Here is a 23,535-nt window from a genome sequence, read left to right as displayed (position 1 = left end):
TCTATTATCCCAAGTAGTTAGAGTGATTTCGGTTCAATAAACGATCACGAAAGGGTACAGCAACGTGAAGCGTTTGAGAATCCATTTGCTGAAATGAAATAAAACGAATTGCTTTTTGCGGAACAGGGTCATAACCCGAACCACCCCAAGGATGACAACGACAAATACGCTTAGTAGCTAACCACGCACCACGCACAGCACCATAAGAATGGACTGCTTCTAAAGAATATTGAGAACATGTTGGAATATAACGACAGCGGGGCCCTAATAAAGGACTAATCGCGATCTGATAGAATCGAATCAACCAATGCAGTAAACGTACCATTGGCCTTCTCTACTTTTGTGGGGAGGGAGCTATCTTTTTATGCTTATTGGCAAGGCGTTGCAATTTCTGCCAAGCAAACTGTAATTGCTGTTGCAATTCTGCATTAGGAATTGCTTCAATGCCGACTTTAGGCATGACCACAATATCTAATAAATCTAATTGCTGTTGATGAAGGCGAAAACTTTCGCGAGCAAGACGTTTTACTCTATTTCTTTCATGTGCACGACGCACTTTTTTCTTGGCAACAACAATACCCAAACGGCTAGAAGGCTGTTCGGAATTTTTTGCCAAAAATAAGAAATGGGGTTGATGCACTTTAAAAAGCGCACCATCAAACACACTTTTATAATCGGCAGCACAGCGTATACGTACGTCTGTGCTGAAGCCATAAAGTGTCATAACACCCAAAATCGTAATAACTTAACTAATTAAACAGTTAAGCTATGACGACCTTTTGCACGACGGCGAGCTAATACTTGACGACCAGCCTTAGTAGCCATACGAGCACGGAAACCATGAACACGCTTACGCTTTAATTCTGATGGTTGAAATGTACGTTTCATATTGAAACTCCAAAAATGATCTTCTATGAAGGTTCGCGATTTTAGTGATCATTCCATAAGCTGTCAATCAAAAACAAACTTTCTTTCAAAATAAGGCATTTTTTTGAGAAATGAAGAATCTAAGATTTTTTTATCACATTAAAAATTGTTTTAATTTTACACACAATATAAGTTGTTGATTAATAATACAACATAAGTTATAAACAGAAATATTCACAACATTATCCACAACTTAGTGTTGATAAGATTATTTTCCTGACTTTTGAATTCAAATTTAAAAATATTGGAAGTTATCCCCATGAACAGGTGTTCTTATAAATAAATTCAAATTTATAAATTTAAATTTATTACTATTAGGGAGCCGTTTTTCTGTGGAAAAGCCATATTTAATTTTTATAAACATAAAGTTATGTTGTGGATATCCATGTTTCTATAAGTTTGTTAAATTGTGGATAACTTTGTGATATATTTTATCCACAGCTTGCGGATAATCTTATCCACATCGCAATTTAAATTTAAATTTAAACCGAAATTTACTTTTCTGAGTGATATTTCTTTAATTTTGCCATGACAGATGTGGATAACTTCGATAGAATGGCGACCCGCTTGGTCGGGCTCAAATGATTTTTTATAACTAATGGAATAAATAGGGGTTTCACATGCTTTGGACTGACTGTTTAACTCGTTTGCGACAAGAGCTTTCGGGAAATGTCTTTACAATGTGGATTCGCCCTTTGGTGGCTGAAGAGCTTAACGACACATTAAAACTTTATGCCCCCAATCCTTATTGGACCCGTTATATTCAGGAACATCATCTCGAGCTGATCACTATTTTGGCAGAGCAAATGTCTGAAGGTCGGGTGCGCAAAGTTGAAATTTTGGTCGATTCCCGTCCAGGTGCAATTCTGTCCGCCCATGAACAACCGGCAACGACCACTGCTGCTTTGCAATCTGTGGTTACACCGATTGCTAGACCCCGGAAAGAAAAAGAAGAAGCAGGCCCTAAAAATAGCCGTAAGCGTTTATTAAACCCATTATTTACTTTTTCGTTATTTGTTGAAGGCCGCTCGAACCAAATGGCCGCGGAAACCTGTCGTAAAGTTTTGACTCAGTTAGGGGCTTCTCAACATAACCCCTTATTTTTGTATGGCCCTACAGGTTTGGGTAAAACGCACTTAATGCAAGCTGTGGGGAATGCCTTATTACAAGCCAAACCCAATGCACGCGTGATGTATATGACTGCCGAAAGTTTTGTGCAAGATTTTGTCAGTTCATTACAACAAGGCAAAGTGGAAGAATTTAAGAAAAATTGCCGCTCGCTGGATTTGTTGTTGGTCGATGATATTCATTTGCTTGCCGGTAAAGAAGCCAGTTTGGTGGAATTCTTTTATACGTTCAATGCGTTGTTGGATGAATCGAAACAGATCATTTTAACCTCGGATCGTTATCCTAAAGAATTGACCGAATTGGACGCGCGTTTAGTTTCACGTTTTTCTTGGGGCTTATCTGTTGGTGTGGAACCACCGGATATTGAAACCCGGATTGAAATTTTATTGAAAAAAGCGGAAAACATCGGGGTTGAGTTGCCGCGTAATTGTGCTTTGTTTGTGGCTCAACAAGTCGTCGCCAATGTGCGTGAACTTGAAGGTGCACTGAACAAAGTCGTGGCTATTTCACGTTTTAAAGGCACCCCGATTGATTTGGATGTGGTGCGTGAATCGTTAAAAGATGTATTGGCGATTCGTGCCCGAACCATCAGTACTGAAAATATCCAGCGTGTGGTAAGTGAATATTTCCGGATTCCGCTGAAAGAAATTGTGGGGCCTAAACGTACCCGTATTTATGCGCGTCCACGTCAGTTGGCGATGGGGCTGGCGCGTGAACTCACTGGCGATAGTTTCCCCGAAATTGGCATGGCCTTCGGCGGTCGTGATCACAGTACTGTGATGCATGCCTGTGAGAAAGTATTGAGCCTTCGTGAGGAAGATCCGATCTTTAATGAAGACTATAAAAACTTGCAACGTTTGTTGCAAAGTTGATCGAATTTGATCAAATTCTATTCTTGCAATGCGGCATATTCTGCCGCATAGTACACTGCTAAAAAACATTTATTTATTATTTATCTTCAGTTGTTAGAGGAATGTACCGTGCGTTTGAAAATCGCGAAAGAAAGCTTACTTAATGTTCTGTCACATGTCGTAGGAGCGGTTGAACGTCGCCACACTTTAAACATTCTGTCTAATGTAAAAATTCAAGTCAGTAATGAATCATTAACCATTACCGGTTCAGATCTGGAAGTGGAATTGGTTGCCAGTACCACGTTAGCCGAAGGTGCGTGTTTGCAACCTGGTGAAACGACTGTGCCTGCGCGTAAGCTGATGGACATTTGTAAATCATTACCGGCTGCTGCATTGATTGACCTTCAAATTACTGAAGATCGTTGTATTTTAAAATCGGGTAATAGCCGTTTTGTGTTGGGAACTTTGCCTGCTGAAGACTATCCGTTATTGAGCAGTGAAAATGCTCAAGGTACGCAAGTGACGGTGACTCAGCGCGAGTTAAAACGCTTGTTTGAAAAAACTGCTTTCGCGATGGCAGTGCAAGATGTGCGTTTTTATTTAACTGGTACCTTGCTTGAAATTGATCAAAACCAGCTTCGCGCAGTGACTACTGATGGTCACCGTTTAGCTTTATGTGAAACAGCAGCAACGTCAACCACCACCCAAGCCATTCAAGCGATTGTGCCACGCAAAGCGGTTGCAGAGTTACAGCGCTTACTCAGCATTGAAGATGAGCAATTGTCTCTACTAATTGGCCGTGAATTATTGAATGTCACTATTAGCACACCAAGCCGTGATAAAGAGCAGAGCAATATCACGGTTCGTTTCACCACCAAGTTAATAGATGGAAAATTCCCGGATTACCGTCGTGTAATTCCACGTGGTGGCGATAAAAATGTATCGATTGCTCATGATGTATTTAAACAGTCCCTGCAACGTGTCGCAATTTTAAGTAATGAAAAATTACGCGGTGTATTCCTGAATTTTGGCGCTGATTCTTTACAATTGCGTGCCAATAACCCAGAACAAGATGAAGCGATTGAAGATCTAGCCATTCAATATGCGGATGCACCGATGGAAATGTCGTTCAATGCACAATATTTATTGGATGTACTCGGTGCGTTGGATGGTGATGATGTCTATATGACCATGACTGAAGCCAATCAATCTGTATTGGTACATGATCCAGCACAACAAGATCAAACCTATGTTGTAATGCCAATGCGGGTTTAATTTGCAGATTTTTTACCAGATCAAATTATGTTTATCACGCGTTTAAATATAGAACGTGTTCGAAACTTAAAAGCGGTTGCACTCCAAGGGTTGCAGCCGTTTAATGTCTTTTATGGCCAAAATGGTTCAGGTAAGACCTCGATTCTAGAGGCCATACATTTGCTGGCAACCGGACGTTCTTTTCGAACCCATATCCCGAAAAACTATATTCAAAATGAAACAAATGACGCGATTGTTTTTGCGCAATCTGCGACTGAAAAAATTGGTATGCAAAAACTGTTATCCGGTGAGCAACTGATTAAAGTCAATGGCGACAATATCGCGACCCAAGGTCAGTTGGCTAAAATTTTACCCTTACAACATATTGATCCACAAAGTACCGACATTATCGACTACGGAGCGAAACCACGTCGCCAATTGATAGACTGGTTGATGTTCCACGTGGAACCGGATTTTTATCATGCTTGGCAGTATTATTCGCGCGCTCTAAAACAACGCAACAGTTTGTTGAAGTCGAGACGAAATCTTAATCTGAATGATTTAGAGCCATGGAATAAAATGCTAGCCGAATATGGCGAAATGCTGCATTCACAGCGCAGTGGAATTGTGGAACAGTGGAAGGTCTACTTTGAGCAGGATTTAAAACATTTATTGCCCAATCTCGAAATTCAAATGGAATATGTTCCTGGTTTTCATACCGAGCTTGGATTGCTGCATGACCTCACTGTGCATCACCAAAAAGACCTAGATAGACGCTATACCGAGTATGGTCCACATCGTGCAGATTTACGTTTAAAAACAACGCTGGGCGATGCTGATGTGGTGCTTTCACGCGGTCAGAAAAAACTGTTAATTGTCGCCTTAAAACTGTCACAGATTGCAATGCTACATGCCTGTAATAAGGAAACTGTGGTATTATTAGATGATGTGACAGCAGAATTAGATTTAACTGCACAACGACGATTAATTGAGCGATTGAGCCAGCTGGGTAGTCAAGTTTTTATTACCACTTTAGAGCACGAATCAGTAAAAAAACATTTACATGATTTGTCTATTTCATATCAATTATTCAATGTTGAAAACGGTCAAGTTCAAGTTGTCGTGCAATAGTTTTTTAGATTTTACCCATCTTTGGATAGACCTATATTTCACTAGGGAGAAACCATGAGTTCAGAAGATCAAGCTGCTTCTCAAACAGAACCAACCAATGAAAAGGCTTATGATTCCTCTAGTATCAAGGTATTACGTGGCCTCGATGCTGTTCGTAAGCGTCCAGGTATGTATATTGGTGATACGGACGATGGCTCAGGCTTACATCACATGGTGTTTGAGGTGGTGGATAATGCCATCGATGAAGCCTTGGCAGGTCATTGTGATGAAATTTTAGTCACCATCCATGAAGATGAATCGGTCAGTGTTTCAGACAACGGTCGTGGTATTCCAACTGATATTCATCCAGAAGAAGGCGTATCTGCTGCTGAAGTGATTTTAACCATTCTTCATGCCGGCGGTAAGTTTGACGATAATAGCTATAAAGTATCCGGTGGTTTACACGGGGTGGGCGTTTCGGTTGTAAATGCCTTGTCAAGTAAATTATTACTGAATATTCGTCGTGCCGGTAAAGTGTATGAGCAAGAATATCATCATGGTGATCCAGTTTATAAATTACGTGAAATTGGTGAAACAACCGAATCGGGTACCACCGTCCGTTTTTATCCAAGTGAGTTAACCTTTAGCCAGACCATTTTCAATGTTGATATTTTAGCGCGTCGTTTGCGTGAACTTTCATTCTTGAATGCCGGGGTTCGTATTGTATTACGTGATGAACGTATCGATGCTGAACATGTATTTGATTATGAAGGCGGTCTGTCTGAATTCGTAAAATATATCAATCAGGGCAAAACCCATTTGAATGATATTTTCCATTTCACCAACCAAGTTGCGGAAACAGGGATTACTGTTGAAGTCGCTTTGCAGTGGAATGATACCTATCAGGAAAATGTGCGCTGCTTCACCAACAATATTCCGCAAAAAGATGGTGGTGCGCATTTAGCCGGTTTCCGCGCAGCATTAACCCGGGGCTTAAACCAGTATTTGGATAGCGAAAATATTCTGAAGAAAGAAAAAGTCGCGGTGACTGGTGATGATGCACGTGAAGGCTTAACTGCAATTGTTTCAGTGAAAGTGCCTGATCCAAAATTCTCTTCACAAACCAAAGAAAAATTGGTTTCAAGTGAAGTGAAACCTGCTGTAGAGCAGGCGATGAACAAGGAGTTTTCTGCCTATTTGCTGGAAAATCCACAAGCGGCAAAATCAATTGCTGGCAAAATTATTGATGCGGCGCGCGCACGTGATGCGGCGCGTAAAGCGCGTGAAATGACACGTCGTAAGAGTGCACTTGATATTGCAGGTCTTCCCGGTAAATTGGCCGATTGCCAAGAAAAAGATCCAGCATTGTCTGAGTTATACTTGGTCGAAGGTGACTCTGCGGGCGGTTCAGCAAAGCAGGGCCGTAACCGCAAGATGCAAGCGATTCTGCCGCTGAAAGGTAAAATCCTGAATGTGGAGCGTGCACGTTTTGACAAAATGATTTCTTCGCAAGAAGTCGGTACTCTGATTACCGCACTGGGTTGTGGTATTGGTCGTGAAGAATACAATCCGGATAAATTGCGTTATCACAAAATCATTATCATGACCGATGCTGACGTCGACGGTTCGCACATTCGTACGCTACTGTTGACTTTCTTCTTCCGTCAAATGCCTGAACTTGTGGAACGCGGTTATATTTATATTGCACAGCCACCATTGTATAAATTGAAAAAAGGTAAGCAGGAGCAATATCTTAAAGATAATGATGCTCTAGAAACCTTCCTGATTTCAAATGCGATTGATGATTTATCTTTGCATATCAGTGCTGAATCTCCTGCAATTTCAGGTCAAGCACTGGCAAAAGTCATTGAAGATTACCAAGTTTCACAGAAAAGTTTGAACCGTTTAACCGTACGCTATCCTGCAAGTTTGCTGGATGGTTTATTGGGTCTGGATGCATTCAAACTTGATCAAAATCATGATGAAGATTATGTGAAACAATGGTCTGAACAGTTACGTGCTGCGATTGAAAAATATCAACCAAGTTTACGTCCTGAAATCAGTTTAGAAGTGTTTGAAAAAGAACATGCTGATGGTTCTAAAGTGGCACATTACTGGCCACGTGTGACCATATATGTACATAACTTGCCGCACTCGTATTTACTTGATTCTGGACTACTGGCTTCTGGTGAATATAAGCGTTTACTGCAAAATTCGAAGAGCTGGTTTAGCTTGCTTGAAGACGGTGCGTATTTGCAAAAAGGCGATCGTAAAATTAATGTCATCACTTTCCATCAAGTGTGGCAGCATATTTTGGCCGATTCACGTCGCGGCATGATGATCCAGCGCTATAAAGGTTTGGGTGAGATGAATGCGGAACAGCTTTGGGATACGACTATGGATCCTGAAAACCGTAACATGTTGCAAGTCACCATTAATGATGCGATTGAAGCAGATCGTATGTTCTCTTGTTTGATGGGGGATGATGTAGAACCACGTCGTGCCTTTATTGAAGAAAATGCCTTAAACGCGGATATCGATGCTTAATGTATTGATAAGTTAAATTGTAAAAAGCACCCTTCGGGGTGCTTTTTTTATGCTATTTTTATCTAAATACGATTAACTTTTAGCCATCTTTGTTTTATAAAAGTGACTTATTCCTCTGTCATGATGAGTCCTGCGCAAAGGATATCATCATGCAATATTACGAGGTTAGTACAATGGATAATCAACTGGAACAGATCCGGGACATATGGAGCAATGCATTTTTTACCGGTAATTTTGAGGTGTTGGCTCAGTATGAACATGAACAGTTTAAGGTGGTTTATGAGCAGGAAAGTCGAGTTGAAAGCAATTTTACCCGTTATGAACGTATTGCTCATGCTGTGAAAAATGGCGTATGGAAACCACAAAAACCCAGCATTGAATTTGAAGAGTTTGAGTTTGATCGAGATTTGAAGCATTGTAAGGTTTTACTTGGTTTGGAAGATCAAAGACAAATTCAGGAATTATGGGTCAACGAAGGTGATTGGAAAATTATCGAACTCAGGTTTTTAAAACGTAAAAAGCCTCAACAAGATGAATAAAAAGTCTTATTTTCTTTAAAAATACGAATGTGGATAAGTCTATTTTGTTTAATAAAAATATGAAAATTAATTTATCCACAGCATAAACTGGTATTTTATTTTAAATTCAAAGTTGGTTTTATGAATATTGTGGATAATTTTTTTAAATTTAAAAGTTAGTTTTGAATTTAAAGTTAATAGATGAGGATTTTTAAATTTAAAGATACTGACATCTTGGTGAGGGATATCGCTATAAAAGTGTTGTGTAGAAAAATTAAAAAATCGCAGTACACGTTTGAAATTGTACTGCGATCATAAAATAAGCATCACTTTAGTTTTGCTTAAGAGTGGTGAATTGGCTTATTCGAACGCACCTTCCAGTTCTTCCAACTCCATCATTAGCTCTAACATTTTTTCTTCAGCTTCAGCTAATTTCGCTTTTAACTCGGTTTGTTCGTTCATGAGCTTCAGCAAATCATCTTTGCGATTCGCCTCATATAAAACAGTATCACCGAGCAATGTTTCGATTTCTGTTAAACGAGTTTGCGTTTTAGCAATCTGAGTTTCAATTTTTTCAATATTCTTGCGAACAGGACGACTGAGTTCACGACGACGCGCAGCTTCTTTACGTTGTGCCTCTTTGTCCAGTTTAGAAATCGTGGGTTTGACTTCAACTTGTGACTTCACTGGAGCAGCAGGTTGTTGACCGTTTTTCATCATGTCGATACGCGCTTGACGTAACCAATCTGCATATGCAGTTAAATCGCCATCAAACTCACGGCTTTGACCGCCATGAACTAGAATCAACTCATCACATACACTGGCAATAAGTTGACGTTCATGCGATACCAAAACCACAGCCCCTTCAAAATCTTGTAATGCCATGGTTAATGCATGACGCATATCCAAGTCTAAATGGTTGGTCGGTTCATCCAGAATGAGTACATTTGGACGTTGCCATACAATCAGTGCCAGTGCTAAACGGGCACGTTCACCCCCCGAGAAACTTTCACTTGGGGTATCCATGCGTTCGCCACTAAAACCGAAACTGCCAAGGAAAGAACGCAAACTGGCTTCACTGATTTTTTTATCGGCAATACGAGACAATTGCAGCATTGGGCTGGCCTTACCATCCAAAGCATCCATTTGATGCTGTGCAAAATAACCGATATTTAACAATTCAGAATCTTTACGGGTACCTTGAAGCAGTTGTAAGTCACCCACCAATGATTTAATCAGCGTCGATTTACCTGCACCATTCATTCCCAGTAAACCAATACGGCTGGTCGGGGTAATTTGTAGGCTCACATTGGTCACAATCAGTTTGTCACCATAACCAATATCCGCATGCTCAAGTTCGAGCAGTGGAGAACTCATTTTAGTCGGTTCACGGAATGAGAAGGTAAATGGTGTATCAACATGCGCTGCAGATAACTCTTGCATACGTTCAAGTTGTTTAATACGGCTTTGTGCTTGTTTGGCTTTGGTTGCTTGTGCCTTAAAGCGGTCGATATATTTCTGCAAATGTGCGCGTGTTTCTAATTGCTTTTCATAAGCTTGCTGTTGTTGAGCCAAACGTTCACTACGAGTACGTTCGAAAGTTGAATAGTTACCGGTATATAGAATCAGTTCTTGATTTTCAATATGTAAAATATGATCGGTAATGGCATCTAAGAAATCACGGTCATGCGAAATCAGAATCAGTGTACCTTCATAGGCTTTTAACCAGTCTTCTAGCCATAAAATCGCGTCTAAGTCTAAATGGTTGGTCGGTTCATCGAGTAACAACAGATCTGAACGGCTCATCAAGGTACGCGCAAGGTTCAGACGCATACGCCAACCGCCGGAGAAGCTTGAAACATCCAGTTGTGACTGATGTTCAAAGAAACCTAAACCCGCCATTAATTGTGATGCTTTAGACGGTGCAGAATAGCCATTAATTTCGTCAAAACGACCATATAAATGTGCAAGTTCATCATCGCTTAAGCTCTCTGGGTGATCTAATTTTTTTTGAATTTCCCAAAATTCTTCATCGCCTGACAAAACAAAATCAATCGCTTTCATCTCTAACGCTTTGATTTCCTGCGCCATATGCGCAACGGTCCAAACCGCAGGGCGAGTTAAAGAACCTCCATCGGATTCCATACCACCGAGCAGGGCAGAAAATAGCGTGGATTTTCCTGCACCATTTACACCAGTTAAACCAATTTTCCAGCCTGGATGGAGTTGCATGGATGCTTTTTGAAATAAAACACGTCCACTGCGACGTATAGAAAGTTGATCTAACTGAATCATTAAAATATCTAAATGAGAAAATGGTGTACGTATTCTAAAGGAAGTGACTGAGAAAAGAAAAAGACTAAGACATTATTATGTGGATAAAAGAGGGGCTTTACGTAAATAAATAAAAATGTGACAAGTTGTGCAAAAAAAGCCTTTCATCAGAAATAGAATTAAGTCTCTATTTTTACCTTTAAAACAACATTATAGTCATTTCATAAGGGAATATATAAAAAATTAGGGATGAGCATGAAAAAAGAGATTTTGATTTTATCCACTGGACTATTATTCAGTTTTTCAAATTTGGCACAGGCAAAACAAAATATATGTGTTTTTGATTTGTTGGGAAAAGCCGGTGAATCTTATAAATTGCTCGAAGAATGGGCCTTGGCCAGTAAGCAATGGGGTGGGGACGTCACTCTTATTTCTTATCAAGATGAAACCAAAGTTGAACAAGATTTTAAATCTGGTCAATGTGATGCCTTTTATATGACCTCAATGCGTGCGCGTGCCTATAATAAATTTGCTGGCTCAATTGATGCGATTGGTGGCGTACCAAGTAATGATATAGCACAAAAATCCATAGCCTATGTACTTGATAAACGTAATGAAAAACGTCTTATCAATAGCATGGGTAAAGAAACCTTTGAAGTGGTAGGGATTGGGCAAATTGGTTCGGCGTATATTTTTGTTCGTGATCGTTCAATTAATTCTTTAGCTCGCGCAGAAGGCAAAAAATTCGCTGTATTACATTATGATTATGCTCAAAAAATTATGGTCACGCGTGTTGGGGCTGTTCCTGTCATGTCCGAGATTTCAAATTTCATCAAAAAATTTAATCAAGCTGAGGTCGAGATTGTTGCCGCACCTGCTTATGCCTTTAAACCACTAGAAATATATAAAGGTTTAGGTACCCAAGGAGCGATGATTAATTTTCCAGTGGTGAATGTCACCGCCGATTTGATTATACGTAAAAATAAATTCCCTGAAGGTTTTGGCATGCAATCTCGTAGTTGGTTCGTCAAACAGTTACCGAAAAGCTTTGCCATGGTTAAACGTATGGAAGCTGCAATTCCGGCAAAATACCGCATGAATTTAAGCAAAGAAGACCAAGTGAAATATCAAAAAATTCTGCGTGAAGGACGAATTGATTTAACCAAACAAGGAATTTATGAACCAGCGATGATGACGGTATTGAAAAAAGCCCGTTGTACTGTGGAAAGAACCAATTTTGAGTGTTCTTTGAGTGGTGAATAAGAAGGATGTTCTGTAGTAATTTGTAAAATCTTTAGAATTTTCCATTTAGTCTCTGAAACTATTTTTATTTAAGTTTATGATTTAATTATTGATTTAAGAAATTAAAAACGGACTGTATGTATAAAGTAAAAATGGAGTAAATACTCTATTTTTTTTAATAAACTTGCATAATATTTGTGCCATGAATGGACACTCGTCAAACAACAAGATTCTGAAAAGGACCCTTACAATGAAAAAAACGATTCTCGCATTAGCAGCATTTTCTGCTATTGGTTTCGCGACAACAGCCCAAGCAGAAAAGGTGAATGTTTGTGTATTCGATTTACTGGGTAAATCTGGTGAGTCTTATCAAATGGCCCAGGAATGGGCATTGGCGGCCAAAGGTTGGGGAGCCGATATTAATTTAATTCCACGTCAAGATGAAGCTGTTGCGGATAATGATTTTAAAGCTGGCAAATGTGCCGGCGTTTTTATGACGGCGATGCGTGCACGTCAATACAATAAATTTGTGGGTTCTATTGATGCTTTAGGGGGGGCACCAAGTAATACCATTGCTCAGCGTGCGATTACATTTGCGCTTGATAAGCGTAATGCTCCAAAAATGGTCAGTAATTTAAGTGGTAAAAAATATGAAGTTGCTGGTATTGCACCTTTAGGTTCAGCTTTTATTTTTGTACGTGATAAGAGTATTGATTCAATTGAAAAAGCCGCAGGCAAAAAATTTGCAGTATTGGGTTATGACGATGCGCAAAAAATTATGGTGCAACGTGTAGGGGCACAAGCTGTGATTTCAGATGTATCGAACTTTGTGGCGAAATTTAATAATGGTCAGGTCGATATGGTAGGTGCGCCCGCCTATGCATACAAACCTTTAGAAATCTATAAAGGTCTAGGTGCAAATGGTGCAATGTTCAATTTCCCGGTACTGCAAGTGACGTCAGATTTTGTGATTCGTCCTGATCAGTTCCCAGCGGGTTTTGGACAAAAATCACGTGATTGGTTCGTGAAAAACTTGCCAAAAAGTTTTGCGATGATTAATCGCCTTGAAGCCAGTATTCCAGCCAAGTTTAAAATGAACTTAACCGCAGATGATAAAACCAAATATCAAAAAATGTTACGCGAAGGTCGTATGGATATGACCAAACGTGGCGTTTACGATGCTAGCATGATGACGGTGTTGAAAAAAGCACGCTGTTCTGTCGATAAAGCGAATTTCGAATGTTCACTTGGCGGCGAATAACCTTGATTTTAAAAAAGAAAGCCTAGCTTAACTCTAGGCTTTTTTGTTAAGTTGAATATGTCATTTTTGCCATTGTTGTCAGTCCAAAAAGGCGTAATCTCAAAAAATAATGATAAAAATTTTTATCAGAAAAAGAAAAACAAGCCTAGAAAGCATGTGATTCGCGATGAATAAAAACTCAAAAAAATTTAGTCTTTAACTGAATAAAAACAAAGACACAAGGAAGAAAAATTCATGATGCAATGGTCTAAAGCGCTGCTACTTGGTGTAGGTCTGTGTGCTGTAACTGGTGTTAGTCAAGCAAAACAGGTGATGTGCGTATTCGATTTGGTGGGTAAAAGTGGTGATGTCTTTACCTTAATGAAAGATTATCAATTAGCAGCCAAAAACTGGGGGGCTGATATTGAATTACGTGTGGGTCAAAACGAAGCAGTCATTGCTGAAGACTTTAAGGCAGGTAAATGTGATGCGATTAGTGTCACAGGTATGCGGGGTCGCCAGTTTAACGATTTTACCGGTTCTCTAGATGCCATTGGCGCGATTCCTGATTTAAAACTTGCGGTTAAAGTGATGCAAGGTTTAGCCAGCCCGACTTTTGCCAAACATATGCTACGTGGAAAATATGAAGTGGTGGGTGTCATTCCAGTTGGAGATGCTTTTTTAATGGTTAATGATCGTAGCATTAACACGGTCGCTAAAGCTGCAGGTAAAAAAATTGCAGTCCTAGATTATGATGAAGCACAAAAAATCATGGTTCAGCAAATTGGTGCACAGGCAGTCAGTGCGGATGTTACCAATTTTGGGGCCAAATTTAACAATGGTCAGGTCGATATAATTGGTGCGCCTGCTGCCGTATTTAAACCTCTAGAATTATATAAAGGTTTAGGTAATAAAGGCGCGATTGTAAATTATCCAATTTTACAAGTGACTGGTAATATTATTATCCGTCCAGATAAATTTCCAACAGGCTATGGACAAAAATCACGTGAATGGGTAAGAGGTCAGTTACCGCGTGCATTTGGTATTTTGGGTAAAATGAAAGCAGATATTCCACAAAAATATTGGATGCAAATTCCTGCAGTGGATAAGCCAGGCTATCAAAAAATGATGCGCGAATCGCGTGTCGATTTAACCAAACGTGGGGTATATGATAAGCGTATGATGAAATTGTTATGGCAATTCCGTTGTAAGGAAGATCCGAAGAATTTTGAATGTAGTCTTCAAGATGAGAACTACAAACAATCTTGAGAAAAATATTCAGATTTAACTTTAAATCTTCAAATACTGACCATATATTGGGTATGCTATACTTCAAATATGGTCTTTATCTTTTAAAGACAACTGAATTGAACAGAGGAAACCAACATGAATGCCCAAGCTCTGGTGCTAACCGACAATGCTGCGAATAAAGTACGCCAATTGCGTGATAGTGAAGGCAATCAAGAATTAATGTTACGCGTTTATGTTACAGGTGGCGGTTGTTCTGGTTTCTCTTATGGCTTTAACTTCGCTGAAAGCATGAATGAAGATGATGCTGAATTTGTCAATGGCGACGTGAAAATGCTGGTTGATTCTTTAAGCTATCAATATCTTGTGGGTTCAGAAGTGGATTATATTGAAGGTCTAGAAGGTTCACGTTTTGTGGTTCAGAACCCAAATGCAACCACAACCTGTGGCTGTGGTTCTTCCTTCTCACTTTAATAAAAAAATTTAAAAAACCCTCCTGATTTGGAGGGTTTTTTATGAAATAGAGAATTTATTATGGTTCTAATTTAGCCGCTTCTAAAATATCAAAAATAACAGTTGTCACATCTTGGCTTAAATCACGATTGTTAAAAATTTCATGCGCTGTAATGGTGACATCTGTATCGCTTGGCAATAGGCGTTGTTCTTCTTCAATCAAATGCTGAATAGGTAATAGGGTCTGTTTTATTTCCAAATGTAGAATATCTTTAAACTCAAGATTTTCATCTTCCAGCTCAATCAATTGTTCGTTTAAAAATGGCAATAAAATAGAATGGAGGTAAGGTCTAATCTCAATAATATCAAAAATTTCAATCTCACGTGTTTGCTCAATTGTACTAATGTGATCATTCATTTCAATCAGAATATGGTAGTAACTCACACGCGTCTCCAGAGATTTTATGTTGTCATTTATTGACATCACAATAACATGAAATGAGCTTATTTGCCGCTCTATTGCTATGCATATACTTATAAAAAGTAAGGGATTTTTGCATTGTATCTCGTATTGGCCTAACGTGCCTGGAACAAGGCCAAATCCGCTGCCGATAATCTGAAATTTTGCATCTGTTGATCTTTCATTACAGGATACATCAGTGCTTGAGGATCTTGATTGTGTTCTAAGCCCAGTGCATGTCCAAATTCATGTGCAAGGGTTAGGCGTAAATCGTCTGCTGACTCGAACTCATAAATATTAATTTGTTTACCATTAAATAAGCCTTTATCAAATAAATGCGGTTGAAAGCGTTGATTAAATTGCTCGACCGACTGGCTTAACTGATGATTGATTTGATTCAGTTCATCCACATGGCTATTCAGTTGCTGAATTTTTTGGTTATACAGATTAATTTCCTGCTCTAGGGCAAAAATTTGTTGTTGTAACTGATGACGTTGTTGTATGAACAGATCCCGTTGTGCAGGACTTACACTTTTGTTTTGATTGATCAGGGCAATTTGCTGATTATATTGACTTAATTGGTTATCAAGTTGGTTTTTTTTAGCATCGAGCAGGGCATTGTTGCGGTCTATTTCCTCTTTGAATTGCTTGAGATTTTGATTTTTATTCGACCATATTTTTTGATTTTGTTCGATATTGCCCAGTTGTTGGCGACGTTGATTCGATTCATCTTGGCGTTGATCATAAATTAAATGAATCGCCAGTTTGGCATTTGGATCATAGACAAAATAATCTTTGGCTGTACCTTGTTTCCAAATATCCGTGGCTTGTTGGCTAATGAGTTGCAATTCATTCTTAGTTAAACCAAAACGTGGATCGACTTCTGCAATACGATAACGCAGGCGTGTATCGAACGGATGCTGAATACGATCCAACACGTTATTGTGCCGAATTTGGGGATGATTTCGAGTTTGATAAGTCATGAGCAAAAAGAACATGACCAAAAGGCAGAGTACAACCAAGCGCATAATAGCTGGAAAAGTTATTTATTTTAATTACTGTATAACATTTATCCACATTGTAGAAATAAAAAAACCGCGCTTTCGCGCGGTCTTTTTAACTCTTTCGAGCCAAATTAAAGCGACAAATTATTTCTTGTCATCTTTAACTTCAGTGAACTCAGCATCAACTACGCCGTCGTCCGCTTTTTGAGATTGACCTGCATCACCTTGGAAAGCGTTAGGATCAAAACCTTCAGCACCACCTTGAGCGCCTTGGGCAGCTTCATAAGCACGTTGGCTAATTGGCATGATGATGTTTTGAAGTGTTTCAGTTTTTGCTTTGATTTCTTCAACGTCATTTTCTTTAGTTGAAGCTTCAAGCTCTGAAACCGCAGTTTCAATTGCAGTTTTTTCGTCGCTAGTCACTTGTTCACCAAGATCTTTCACTGCTTTTTGAGCAGAAGAAACGAGGGCATCTGCTTCGTTACGTGCTTTAGCCAGTTCTTCGAACTTACGATCTTCTTCAGCATTCGCTTCAGCATCTTTAATCATTGCTTCAATTTCAGCATCGCTCAAACCAGAGTTTGCTTTAATTTGAATTGACTGTTCTTTACCAGTGCTCTTGTCTTTCGCAGACACTTTCAAGATACCATCAGCATTGATGTCAAAAGATACTTCAATTTGTGGCACACCACGTGGAGCAGGTGGAATGTCGCCTAATTGGAAGTTACCCAACAATTTGTTTTGCTGAGCCATTTTACGTTCACCTTGGAACACAGAAATGTCTACAGCAGGTTGGTTGTCAGCAGCAGTTGAGAACACTTGAGATTTCTTCGCAGGAATCGTGGTGTTTTTCTCGATGATTGCAGTTAACACGCCACCCATTGTTTCGATACCAAGAGTCAGCGGAGTCACGTCTAGAAGCAATACGTCAGTTTTGTCACCAGACAATACCGCACCTTGAATCGCAGCACCCATTGCTACTGCTTCGTCAGGGTTCACGTCTTTACGTGGCTCACGACCGAAGAATTCTTGTACTTTTTGTTGTACAAGTGGCATACGAGACTGACCACCCACAAGGATTACGTCAGAGATGTCGCTTGTTGAAAGACCCGCATCTTTAATCGCAATACGGCAAGGCTCAATGGTGCGAGCAACTAAATCAGCAACCAAACCTTCAAGTTTAGAACGTGTTACGTTGATCACCAAGTGTTTAGGACCAGTCGCATCCGCAGTGATATATGGAAGGTTGATTTCAGTTGCGTTAGAAGAAGAAAGCTCGATTTTTGCTTTTTCAGCAGCTTCTTTCAGACGTTGTAACGCAAGTGGATCTTGTTTTAAGTTAAAGCCTTGTTCTTTCTTGAACTCTTCAACTAGGTATTCAATTAAAGCGTTATCGAAGTCTTCACCACCCAGGAAGGTATCACCATTAGTCGACAATACTTCGATTTGTTGGTCGCCATCTAGGTCAGCGATTTCAATGATGGATACGTCGAAAGTACCACCACCCAAGTCGTAAACCGCGATTTTACGGTCGCCTTCTTTTTTGTCCATACCGAACGCAAGCGCCGCAGCAGTTGGTTCATTGATGATACGTTTAACATCAAGACCTGCAATTCGACCAGCATCTTTGGTGGCTTGACGTTGCGCATCATTGAAGTAAGCAGGAACAGTAATCACCGCTTCAGTGACAGTTTCACCCAAATAATCTTCTGCGGTTTTTTTCATCTTTTTCAAGATTTCAGCAGAAACTTGTTGTGGTGCTAATTTTTTATCGTTTACATCAACCCAAGCATCGCCATTGTCTGCTTGAATAATTTTGTACGGTACAAGACCGATATCTTTTTGAACCGCTTGGTCTTGGTACTTACGACCGATCAAACGTTTGATTGCGAATAATGTATTTTTAGGATTGGTTACTGCTTGACGTTTAGCAGATTGACCTACCAAAATTTCGCCATCTTTATATGCAATAATCGATGGAGTTGTACGAGCGCCTTCAGCGTTATCGATAACTTTAACTTTGTCGCCTTCAAGTACTGCTACGCAAGAGTTTGTAGTACCTAAATCAATACCAATGATTTTAGCCATTTGGATGCTTCCTCAAAATTATTTTTTGCAATGTTTTTGCTTGTTATCCGATATGAGAGCCATTCAAAATTTTTCAAGTTTATTTCATTAAAAAAAGTGAAAAACTCTCGAATTTCTTTACCTTATTGACCGACTAAGACCATTGCTGGACGAAGTAAACGGTTCGACAAGGTATAACCTTTTTGCAATACGGTGCCAATTTCACCTGCTTTAACATCAGGTGCGATACCCACTGCTTGGTGCAAGTCTGCATTGAAACCATTACTCATATTCACTTCAACTACCCCGAATTTTTCTAGTGTAGTTAGCAGTGATTTCAATGTGAGTTGCACACCCTCAAGTAATGGAGATTCAATATCACCTGCAGCTTGAATGGCGCGTTCTAAATTATCGACAGTGTCGAGTAATTCTTTGGCGAACTTCTCGATAACAGTTTCTTTATGCTTTTCAGCATCACGTTGAATGCGTTCCACGCTTTTTTGCGCTTCATATACCGCATTTGCGGTACGGGCTTTCTCAAGTTTTAAACTTTCTTGCAAATTAGTGATCTGTGCTTGTAAATCTTCAACTGAAACTTCAACTTGTTCTGTCTCAGCTTGAGTTTGTGTGGTTTGTTGATCAGCTTGCTCTTGTCCTAGATCTTGAGCGTGTTCATTATGCTCAGCCGCCATAGATTTACTCCGTTTAAATGGGTTCTTAAACATGTACAGTCCTTTTGGCTTCAGTGCTAACTGGGTTAATCCTGAACTGCCATGAGTGATAAAATTCATGATTAATACAAAGGTCGGGGCAGGCGATAAAAAATCAAGCGAGACAATCAATTAAATCTGTTTAATTTGAGTGAAATTATCAAAAAATCTGGTTTTTCGAACATTAAGGTAAAAACTATGAGGTTCTTTTATAGGTCAATATTGAGTGAATAGATAAAACAACAAAGCAGCTTATGTGAAAGCCTGCTTATAAGTTAACGGAAGAATCAAGTTTTATTGCACTACATCAGTCTGTATGTGAGATAGGGGAAAGAAGGATAGGAAAACGCAAAGTGGAATTAATCTTGTAAGGTGTAATATCAAACTTAGACTTAAAAAGCGATCAATATGAAATAACTTATATATTTCTTAGATTAGCATTTGAAGTGCAATACCATGCTCTTGAAATAATACCTGACTCGGACTTCTAAAGCCGAGTCTTTTTCTTGGACGGTGATTCAAGCGGTTCGTGATCTCTGCAATATATTCATCTGTGTAGTCATTCAGATTACTGCCTTTTCTAATATATTGGTGTATCAACCCGTTTGTATTTTCATTCGTGCCTTGTTGCCATGCACTGTAAGGATCAGCGAAATAGAACTCTATTTTTAATTCTTCAGCAATATGATCATGCAGACTAAACCCCTTCCCATTATCTACTGTAATTCTTTCTAACTGACCTTTGAGTGGTTTAAGTAAATCAACAGTTGCCTGACAGCCCTCCTCACTCTTACGAGAGCTACACTTTTTAAGCCATAGACAACCTGTTTTCCGAGCGACAAGGGAGACTAGAGACTGCTGATGCTTCTTGCCTACACTCGTATCTATTTTCAGATCACTAAAGCGTAACGGTTAAATCTTTACAGCATTATATTTTGATGCTCATGATTTTTATAAAAAAACCTTTGTTGAAAAGGGCATTGAACAGATAACAGGATTTTAATTGTCGCGACGATCTCGAACGCGCTTATCAGTATCGCGGCGATGATCATCCCAACGTTTTTCTTGAAATTTACCTGGCTGTTGGATTTTTTGACGATGTTGTTCTGAGCGTTGGCGTTCAAGTTCACGCTTTTTGCGATCCCAATTCGATTGGTTGTTTCGATTTTGTTCGCTAGCTCTCTTGCGCTGTTCTAATTGATGTTGCTGTTCACGTTTTTTACGCTCCCAATCAGACTGTTTTTGACGATTTTGTTCCCACTGGCGACGTTCAAGCTCACGTTTTTTACGTTCAAGCTCAATTCGGTTTTGACGTTGTTGATATTCCCAACGTTGTCGGTCTCGCTCTCGGTCATATCGATCGTCAGAATTCCGATCATAACGACGGTCATAGCGATTATCATAACCCCCATTGTAATAACCCCCATCCTCTGGCAATGCCACACAACCTACAGCTAAAAATGTAGTGGCTAAACAGAGTATGATCAGTTTTTTAGTCATGGTTTGCACCCTTCTTCTTTTAAGGAGTAGCAAAAAACTCCGAAATATATATGGAAATTGTCAATGACAAGGTATAAAAAGAAGATTAGCGTATGAATGTTTTTACTGTGTATACAGATGATTAGACTTATATAAGAGTATGGTCACTTATTTGCTGATCATGTAGAAAATGTGAAGAATATAATAAAAGGAAGGAATAGTGATGGTTGCTTTTAATCGAACGCTACAGACAATGATAGAAAAAGGGCAAGGCACCGCAGCACGTACCTTGGATCGATTACCGAGTTTTGCGCAAAAGTCTTTAGTTAAAATTTTAAGATATCCGCACCAATATCCTGAGCTTGATCCTTTAATTCAATGCATGATGGCAGCCCAGTTAAGACAGGGCAATAGTGGTTTCATTGGTGAAGATGTTATCCACGCGCGTAAAACTTTTGATTTACAAATGCAGGCGATTAAAAGCAAACCCACGCCAGTAAAGCGGGTTGAAGATTTAAGGCTTGCTTTACATAGTGGCACGATCTTCGCGCGGCATTATCATCCTGCACCGAATAAGAAACTTCCCATGATGGTATTTTATCATGGCGGTGGTTTTGTGGTGGGAAGTCTAGACTCTCACGATGAAGTGTGTCGTTTACTTGCAGTACATGCAAAGGTTCAGGTGCTGAGTATTGACTATCCCCTGGCGCCAGAAGCAAGCCCAACCAAAGTAATTCAAACCTGTGAAGATGCACTGGCATGGGTATATCAAAATAGAAAACAGTTTAAAATCTTAAAAAATAGAATTTCGGTGGCAGGAGATAGTGCAGGCGGCAATATTAGTGCAGTCGTTGCCCAGCGTAGTGCCAACAAAGTTCATGCACCTCAAGCGCAATTATTGCTCTATCCTGCGGTAGATTTTAAAAGCCGTCATCCATCCTTCCATGCTTATAAAGAAGGCTTGATTCTGACCGGTGAAGATGTCGATTTTGTAACGCACTATTATGCACAAACTCATCAAGTTGAACTGGATGATCCGATTGTTTCACCGACCTATGGCAAACATGACAAACTAGCTCCTGCATTTGTGATTACTGCGGGTCATGATGTATTGCATGATGAAGGTGAAATTTATGCCTATAAGTTACGTCATCGGGGCGTGAAAGTGCATTATCAGGAATATAGTGATCAAGCGCATGGCTTTGTGAATCTAACTCCAGTTTCTTATCGAGCTAAAAAGTACTTTATTGAAATTAGTAAAAACTATAGAAAGTTTTGGGATAAACACGCTTAAGCTTTTTTTAATAAATTCGACTATTTATGTAAAAGGTGTTTCACGTGAAACATCTTTTTATTTTTTATTCATTTTGGCTGCAGGTAGCGTGAGTTTAAATTCGGGAACATAAAAACTCTGTAAATATTTAGCTTGAGAAAAATCTGGAAAGATATCCAGCGTATTTTGCCAAGAGGCTTGTTTGAGTTTACACAGCTTGCCACGAAATTGGGGACTGAACTGATAATGTAAACCTTGCCAGGTCTGATGAATATTGAGCAGCCGTGCGGGTACGTGATGGCTATTAATGTAAAAAGCCTGGCTATGCTTGTACTTCTGCAAATGCAAACTCATTTCTTGTTGCTGAAATGAAATATTGCAATACACCACATCATCTTTTATCACCCATTCGAATTGAGCCAATTGTTTCGGAATTCCCCAAAAATGTTGACCATTCACCACAGATGCCTCGGTAGATACATAAATTTTAGGAATCAAAGATAAACGTCTTTTGCTCATTAATGGATGATCTAGAATCAGAAGCTCATCATATGGCCCCACTGGGGATTCATGATAACGAACCAACATGATCTGTATAACACGTCCAATCGGAGAGGGAGCAAGATGGAAAGCTTGATTAGATTTAATAAAGTTCGGTGTTAACCAGTAATTCAAAATAAAGGCATCACCATATAAATGCCAAGGTGGATGGTGATGAAAATTTTTAGCAATTAATTCTTCACTCATTGTCATTCTCGTTTTATCTCAAAAAGAGATGCTGTTTTATTTATAATGAATGATTAATATATAGACATTCACAATTACAACTTGAAGTAGAAGAGTAAAGAAATGTTAAAACAAACGTTATTCGCTGTCGGTGCTGCCTTTATGAGTTTGCAAGCAATCGCGGCAAACTCCATTGTAGAAATGAAAACATCCATGGGAAATATTGAAATAGAGCTCTTTAATGATAAAGCCCCTATTTCAGCGAAAAATTTTGAAGGCTATATAAAGGATAACTTTTATAACGGCACCATTTTTCATCGCGTGATTCCGGGCTTCATGATTCAGGGGGGAGGAATGGATGCCAACATGGTAGAGAAGCAAACCAAAGCCCCAATTCAAAATGAATCGTACAATGGTTTGAAAAATATCCGTGGCACTTTAGCGATGGCGCGTACCAATAGTCCAAATTCTGCAAGCAGCCAATTCTTTATTAATACAGTAGATAATGACTTTCTAAATAAAAGCCAGATGAATGCAGGATATGCCGTGTTCGGTAAAGTTACTAAAGGTATGGATGTGGTCGATAAAATTACTCAAGTACCGACTGCAAACTTTGGAATGCATCAAAATGTACCCAAGCAAGTAGTGAAAATCGTTAGTGTGACTGTTAAAGCAGCACCTGAGAAAAAGTAATACAAATTAAAGCAGAAATATAAAAATTAATATTTTTGCTTTAAAACAAGATCTTATAATTATTTTGTATAGAATTGACCCAATTTGGTGCATAAAAAAACTACACTCGATAAAGCAAGCAGTTAAAAGCGCTTGCACGTGTAGGAAATTGCCCTATAATGGGCGCATACCAACGAGATATGTTGAAACGAACGAAGCGCGAAGCGTTAAGTTGTTAAGATTATCTTGTTGTTTCTTGTCTCTGACGAAGAGCAAGATAGATCATTAAGAGATTATGAAGAACAACTTGTGTGGATTTTTACTGGTTGATTGATCGAAATTATTTTCATTG

Annotated in this window: 22 protein-coding genes; 11 read left to right on the top strand and 11 right to left on the bottom strand. The window is 39.3% G+C overall.

What is annotated here, in order from left to right:
• Positions 1-4: 4 nt before the first annotated feature.
• The 3 genes from yidD to rpmH are packed head-to-tail and all read right to left on the bottom strand — an operon-like array spanning position 5 to position 888.
• Complete coding sequence (yidD, locus tag ACP69Y_RS15210) at positions 5-325, bottom strand: membrane protein insertion efficiency factor YidD (protein WP_424620776.1); 321 nt, start codon at positions 323-325, stop codon at positions 5-7.
• A 9-nt stretch (positions 326-334) separates the two neighbouring features.
• Positions 335-724 carry a ribonuclease P protein component gene (gene rnpA / locus ACP69Y_RS15205; protein ID WP_004650901.1) on the bottom strand — a complete coding sequence of 130 codons (390 nt, stop codon included), beginning with the start codon at positions 722-724 and terminating at the stop codon, positions 335-337.
• Between the two features lie 29 nt (positions 725-753).
• Complete coding sequence (rpmH, locus tag ACP69Y_RS15200) at positions 754-888, bottom strand: 50S ribosomal protein L34 (RefSeq protein WP_000831329.1); 135 nt, start codon at positions 886-888, stop codon at positions 754-756.
• A gap of 659 nt (positions 889-1,547) precedes the next feature.
• On the opposite strand from rpmH, the gene dnaA reads away from it, so the two are divergent.
• The 5 genes from dnaA to ACP69Y_RS15175 all read left to right on the top strand — a co-directional run bounded on the left by dnaA (position 1,548) and on the right by ACP69Y_RS15175 (position 8,356).
• The gene (gene dnaA / locus ACP69Y_RS15195; protein WP_425919300.1) at positions 1,548-2,927 is read left to right on the top strand and encodes a chromosomal replication initiator protein DnaA; all 1,380 of its coding nucleotides are present in this window, start codon (positions 1,548-1,550) and stop codon (positions 2,925-2,927) included.
• A 108-nt stretch (positions 2,928-3,035) separates the two neighbouring features.
• Positions 3,036-4,181 (top strand): DNA polymerase III subunit beta, encoded by a 1,146-nt coding sequence (gene dnaN, locus ACP69Y_RS15190; RefSeq protein WP_425919298.1) that lies wholly within the window; start codon positions 3,036-3,038, stop codon positions 4,179-4,181.
• Between the two features lie 27 nt (positions 4,182-4,208).
• On the top strand, positions 4,209-5,291 hold the full coding sequence (recF, locus tag ACP69Y_RS15185) for a DNA replication/repair protein RecF (RefSeq protein WP_425919297.1): 1,083 nt from the start codon (positions 4,209-4,211) through the stop codon (positions 5,289-5,291).
• Positions 5,292-5,345: 54 nt separating this feature from the next.
• Complete coding sequence (gene gyrB / locus ACP69Y_RS15180; RefSeq protein WP_425919296.1) at positions 5,346-7,817, top strand: DNA topoisomerase (ATP-hydrolyzing) subunit B; 2,472 nt, start codon at positions 5,346-5,348, stop codon at positions 7,815-7,817.
• Positions 7,818-7,990: 173 nt separating this feature from the next.
• Positions 7,991-8,356 carry a hypothetical protein gene (locus tag ACP69Y_RS15175; protein ID WP_425919295.1) on the top strand — a complete coding sequence of 122 codons (366 nt, stop codon included), beginning with the start codon at positions 7,991-7,993 and terminating at the stop codon, positions 8,354-8,356.
• Positions 8,357-8,695: 339 nt separating this feature from the next.
• Here ACP69Y_RS15175 and ACP69Y_RS15170 read toward each other — a convergent pair whose 3' ends face one another.
• The gene (locus tag ACP69Y_RS15170; protein WP_425919294.1) at positions 8,696-10,630 is read right to left on the bottom strand and encodes an ATP-binding cassette domain-containing protein; all 1,935 of its coding nucleotides are present in this window, start codon (positions 10,628-10,630) and stop codon (positions 8,696-8,698) included.
• Between the two features lie 234 nt (positions 10,631-10,864).
• On the opposite strand from ACP69Y_RS15170, the gene ACP69Y_RS15165 reads away from it, so the two are divergent.
• The 4 genes from ACP69Y_RS15165 to erpA all read left to right on the top strand — a co-directional run bounded on the left by ACP69Y_RS15165 (position 10,865) and on the right by erpA (position 14,813).
• The gene (locus ACP69Y_RS15165) at positions 10,865-11,872 is read left to right on the top strand and encodes a putative solute-binding protein (protein WP_425919293.1); all 1,008 of its coding nucleotides are present in this window, start codon (positions 10,865-10,867) and stop codon (positions 11,870-11,872) included.
• A gap of 229 nt (positions 11,873-12,101) precedes the next feature.
• Positions 12,102-13,112, top strand: coding sequence for a putative solute-binding protein (locus tag ACP69Y_RS15160; protein ID WP_425919291.1), 1,011 nt, complete (start codon positions 12,102-12,104; stop codon positions 13,110-13,112).
• A 237-nt stretch (positions 13,113-13,349) separates the two neighbouring features.
• Positions 13,350-14,360 carry a putative solute-binding protein gene (locus tag ACP69Y_RS15155; RefSeq protein WP_425919327.1) on the top strand — a complete coding sequence of 337 codons (1,011 nt, stop codon included), beginning with the start codon at positions 13,350-13,352 and terminating at the stop codon, positions 14,358-14,360.
• A gap of 117 nt (positions 14,361-14,477) precedes the next feature.
• Positions 14,478-14,813 (top strand): iron-sulfur cluster insertion protein ErpA, encoded by a 336-nt coding sequence (gene erpA, locus ACP69Y_RS15150; protein ID WP_067723871.1) that lies wholly within the window; start codon positions 14,478-14,480, stop codon positions 14,811-14,813.
• Between the two features lie 58 nt (positions 14,814-14,871).
• Here erpA and ACP69Y_RS15145 read toward each other — a convergent pair whose 3' ends face one another.
• The 6 genes from ACP69Y_RS15145 to ACP69Y_RS15120 all read right to left on the bottom strand — a co-directional run bounded on the left by ACP69Y_RS15145 (position 14,872) and on the right by ACP69Y_RS15120 (position 20,533).
• On the bottom strand, positions 14,872-15,249 hold the full coding sequence (locus tag ACP69Y_RS15145; protein WP_425919326.1) for a hypothetical protein: 378 nt from the start codon (positions 15,247-15,249) through the stop codon (positions 14,872-14,874).
• Positions 15,250-15,368: 119 nt separating this feature from the next.
• On the bottom strand, positions 15,369-16,280 hold the full coding sequence (locus ACP69Y_RS15140; RefSeq protein WP_425919290.1) for a matrixin family metalloprotease: 912 nt from the start codon (positions 16,278-16,280) through the stop codon (positions 15,369-15,371).
• Between the two features lie 120 nt (positions 16,281-16,400).
• Positions 16,401-18,344 (bottom strand): molecular chaperone DnaK, encoded by a 1,944-nt coding sequence (gene dnaK / locus ACP69Y_RS15135; RefSeq protein ID WP_425919289.1) that lies wholly within the window; start codon positions 18,342-18,344, stop codon positions 16,401-16,403.
• Between the two features lie 122 nt (positions 18,345-18,466).
• The gene (gene grpE, locus ACP69Y_RS15130; protein ID WP_425919325.1) at positions 18,467-19,015 is read right to left on the bottom strand and encodes a nucleotide exchange factor GrpE; all 549 of its coding nucleotides are present in this window, start codon (positions 19,013-19,015) and stop codon (positions 18,467-18,469) included.
• Positions 19,016-19,462: 447 nt separating this feature from the next.
• Positions 19,463-19,927: an IS30 family transposase gene (locus ACP69Y_RS15125; protein WP_425919324.1), complete on the bottom strand. Its 465-nt coding sequence runs from the start codon at positions 19,925-19,927 to the stop codon at positions 19,463-19,465.
• A 105-nt stretch (positions 19,928-20,032) separates the two neighbouring features.
• A complete protein-coding gene (locus ACP69Y_RS15120; protein WP_425919287.1) occupies positions 20,033-20,533 on the bottom strand; it encodes a hypothetical protein in 501 nt (166 codons plus the stop codon).
• A 202-nt stretch (positions 20,534-20,735) separates the two neighbouring features.
• Between ACP69Y_RS15120 and ACP69Y_RS15115 the strand changes: the two genes are divergently transcribed.
• Entirely contained in the window at positions 20,736-21,806 is a 1,071-nt protein-coding gene (locus tag ACP69Y_RS15115; protein ID WP_425919286.1) for an alpha/beta hydrolase, read from the top strand.
• Between the two features lie 57 nt (positions 21,807-21,863).
• Here ACP69Y_RS15115 and ACP69Y_RS15110 read toward each other — a convergent pair whose 3' ends face one another.
• Positions 21,864-22,532, bottom strand: a complete 669-nt coding sequence (locus ACP69Y_RS15110; RefSeq protein ID WP_425919284.1) for an acetoacetate decarboxylase family protein — start codon at positions 22,530-22,532, stop codon at positions 21,864-21,866.
• Positions 22,533-22,634: 102 nt separating this feature from the next.
• Here ACP69Y_RS15110 and ACP69Y_RS15105 point away from each other — a divergent pair, with 102 nt between their 5' ends.
• Entirely contained in the window at positions 22,635-23,204 is a 570-nt protein-coding gene (locus tag ACP69Y_RS15105; RefSeq protein WP_425919282.1) for a peptidylprolyl isomerase, read from the top strand.
• Positions 23,205-23,535 lie beyond the last annotated feature (331 nt).

The sequence above is a fragment of the Acinetobacter sp. TSRC1-2 genome (assembly GCF_049895885.1).
Classification (GTDB): domain Bacteria; phylum Pseudomonadota; class Gammaproteobacteria; order Pseudomonadales; family Moraxellaceae; genus Acinetobacter.
Note: the sequence above shows the minus strand (reverse complement) of the source record. Positions and strands in the feature narration are given on the sequence as shown.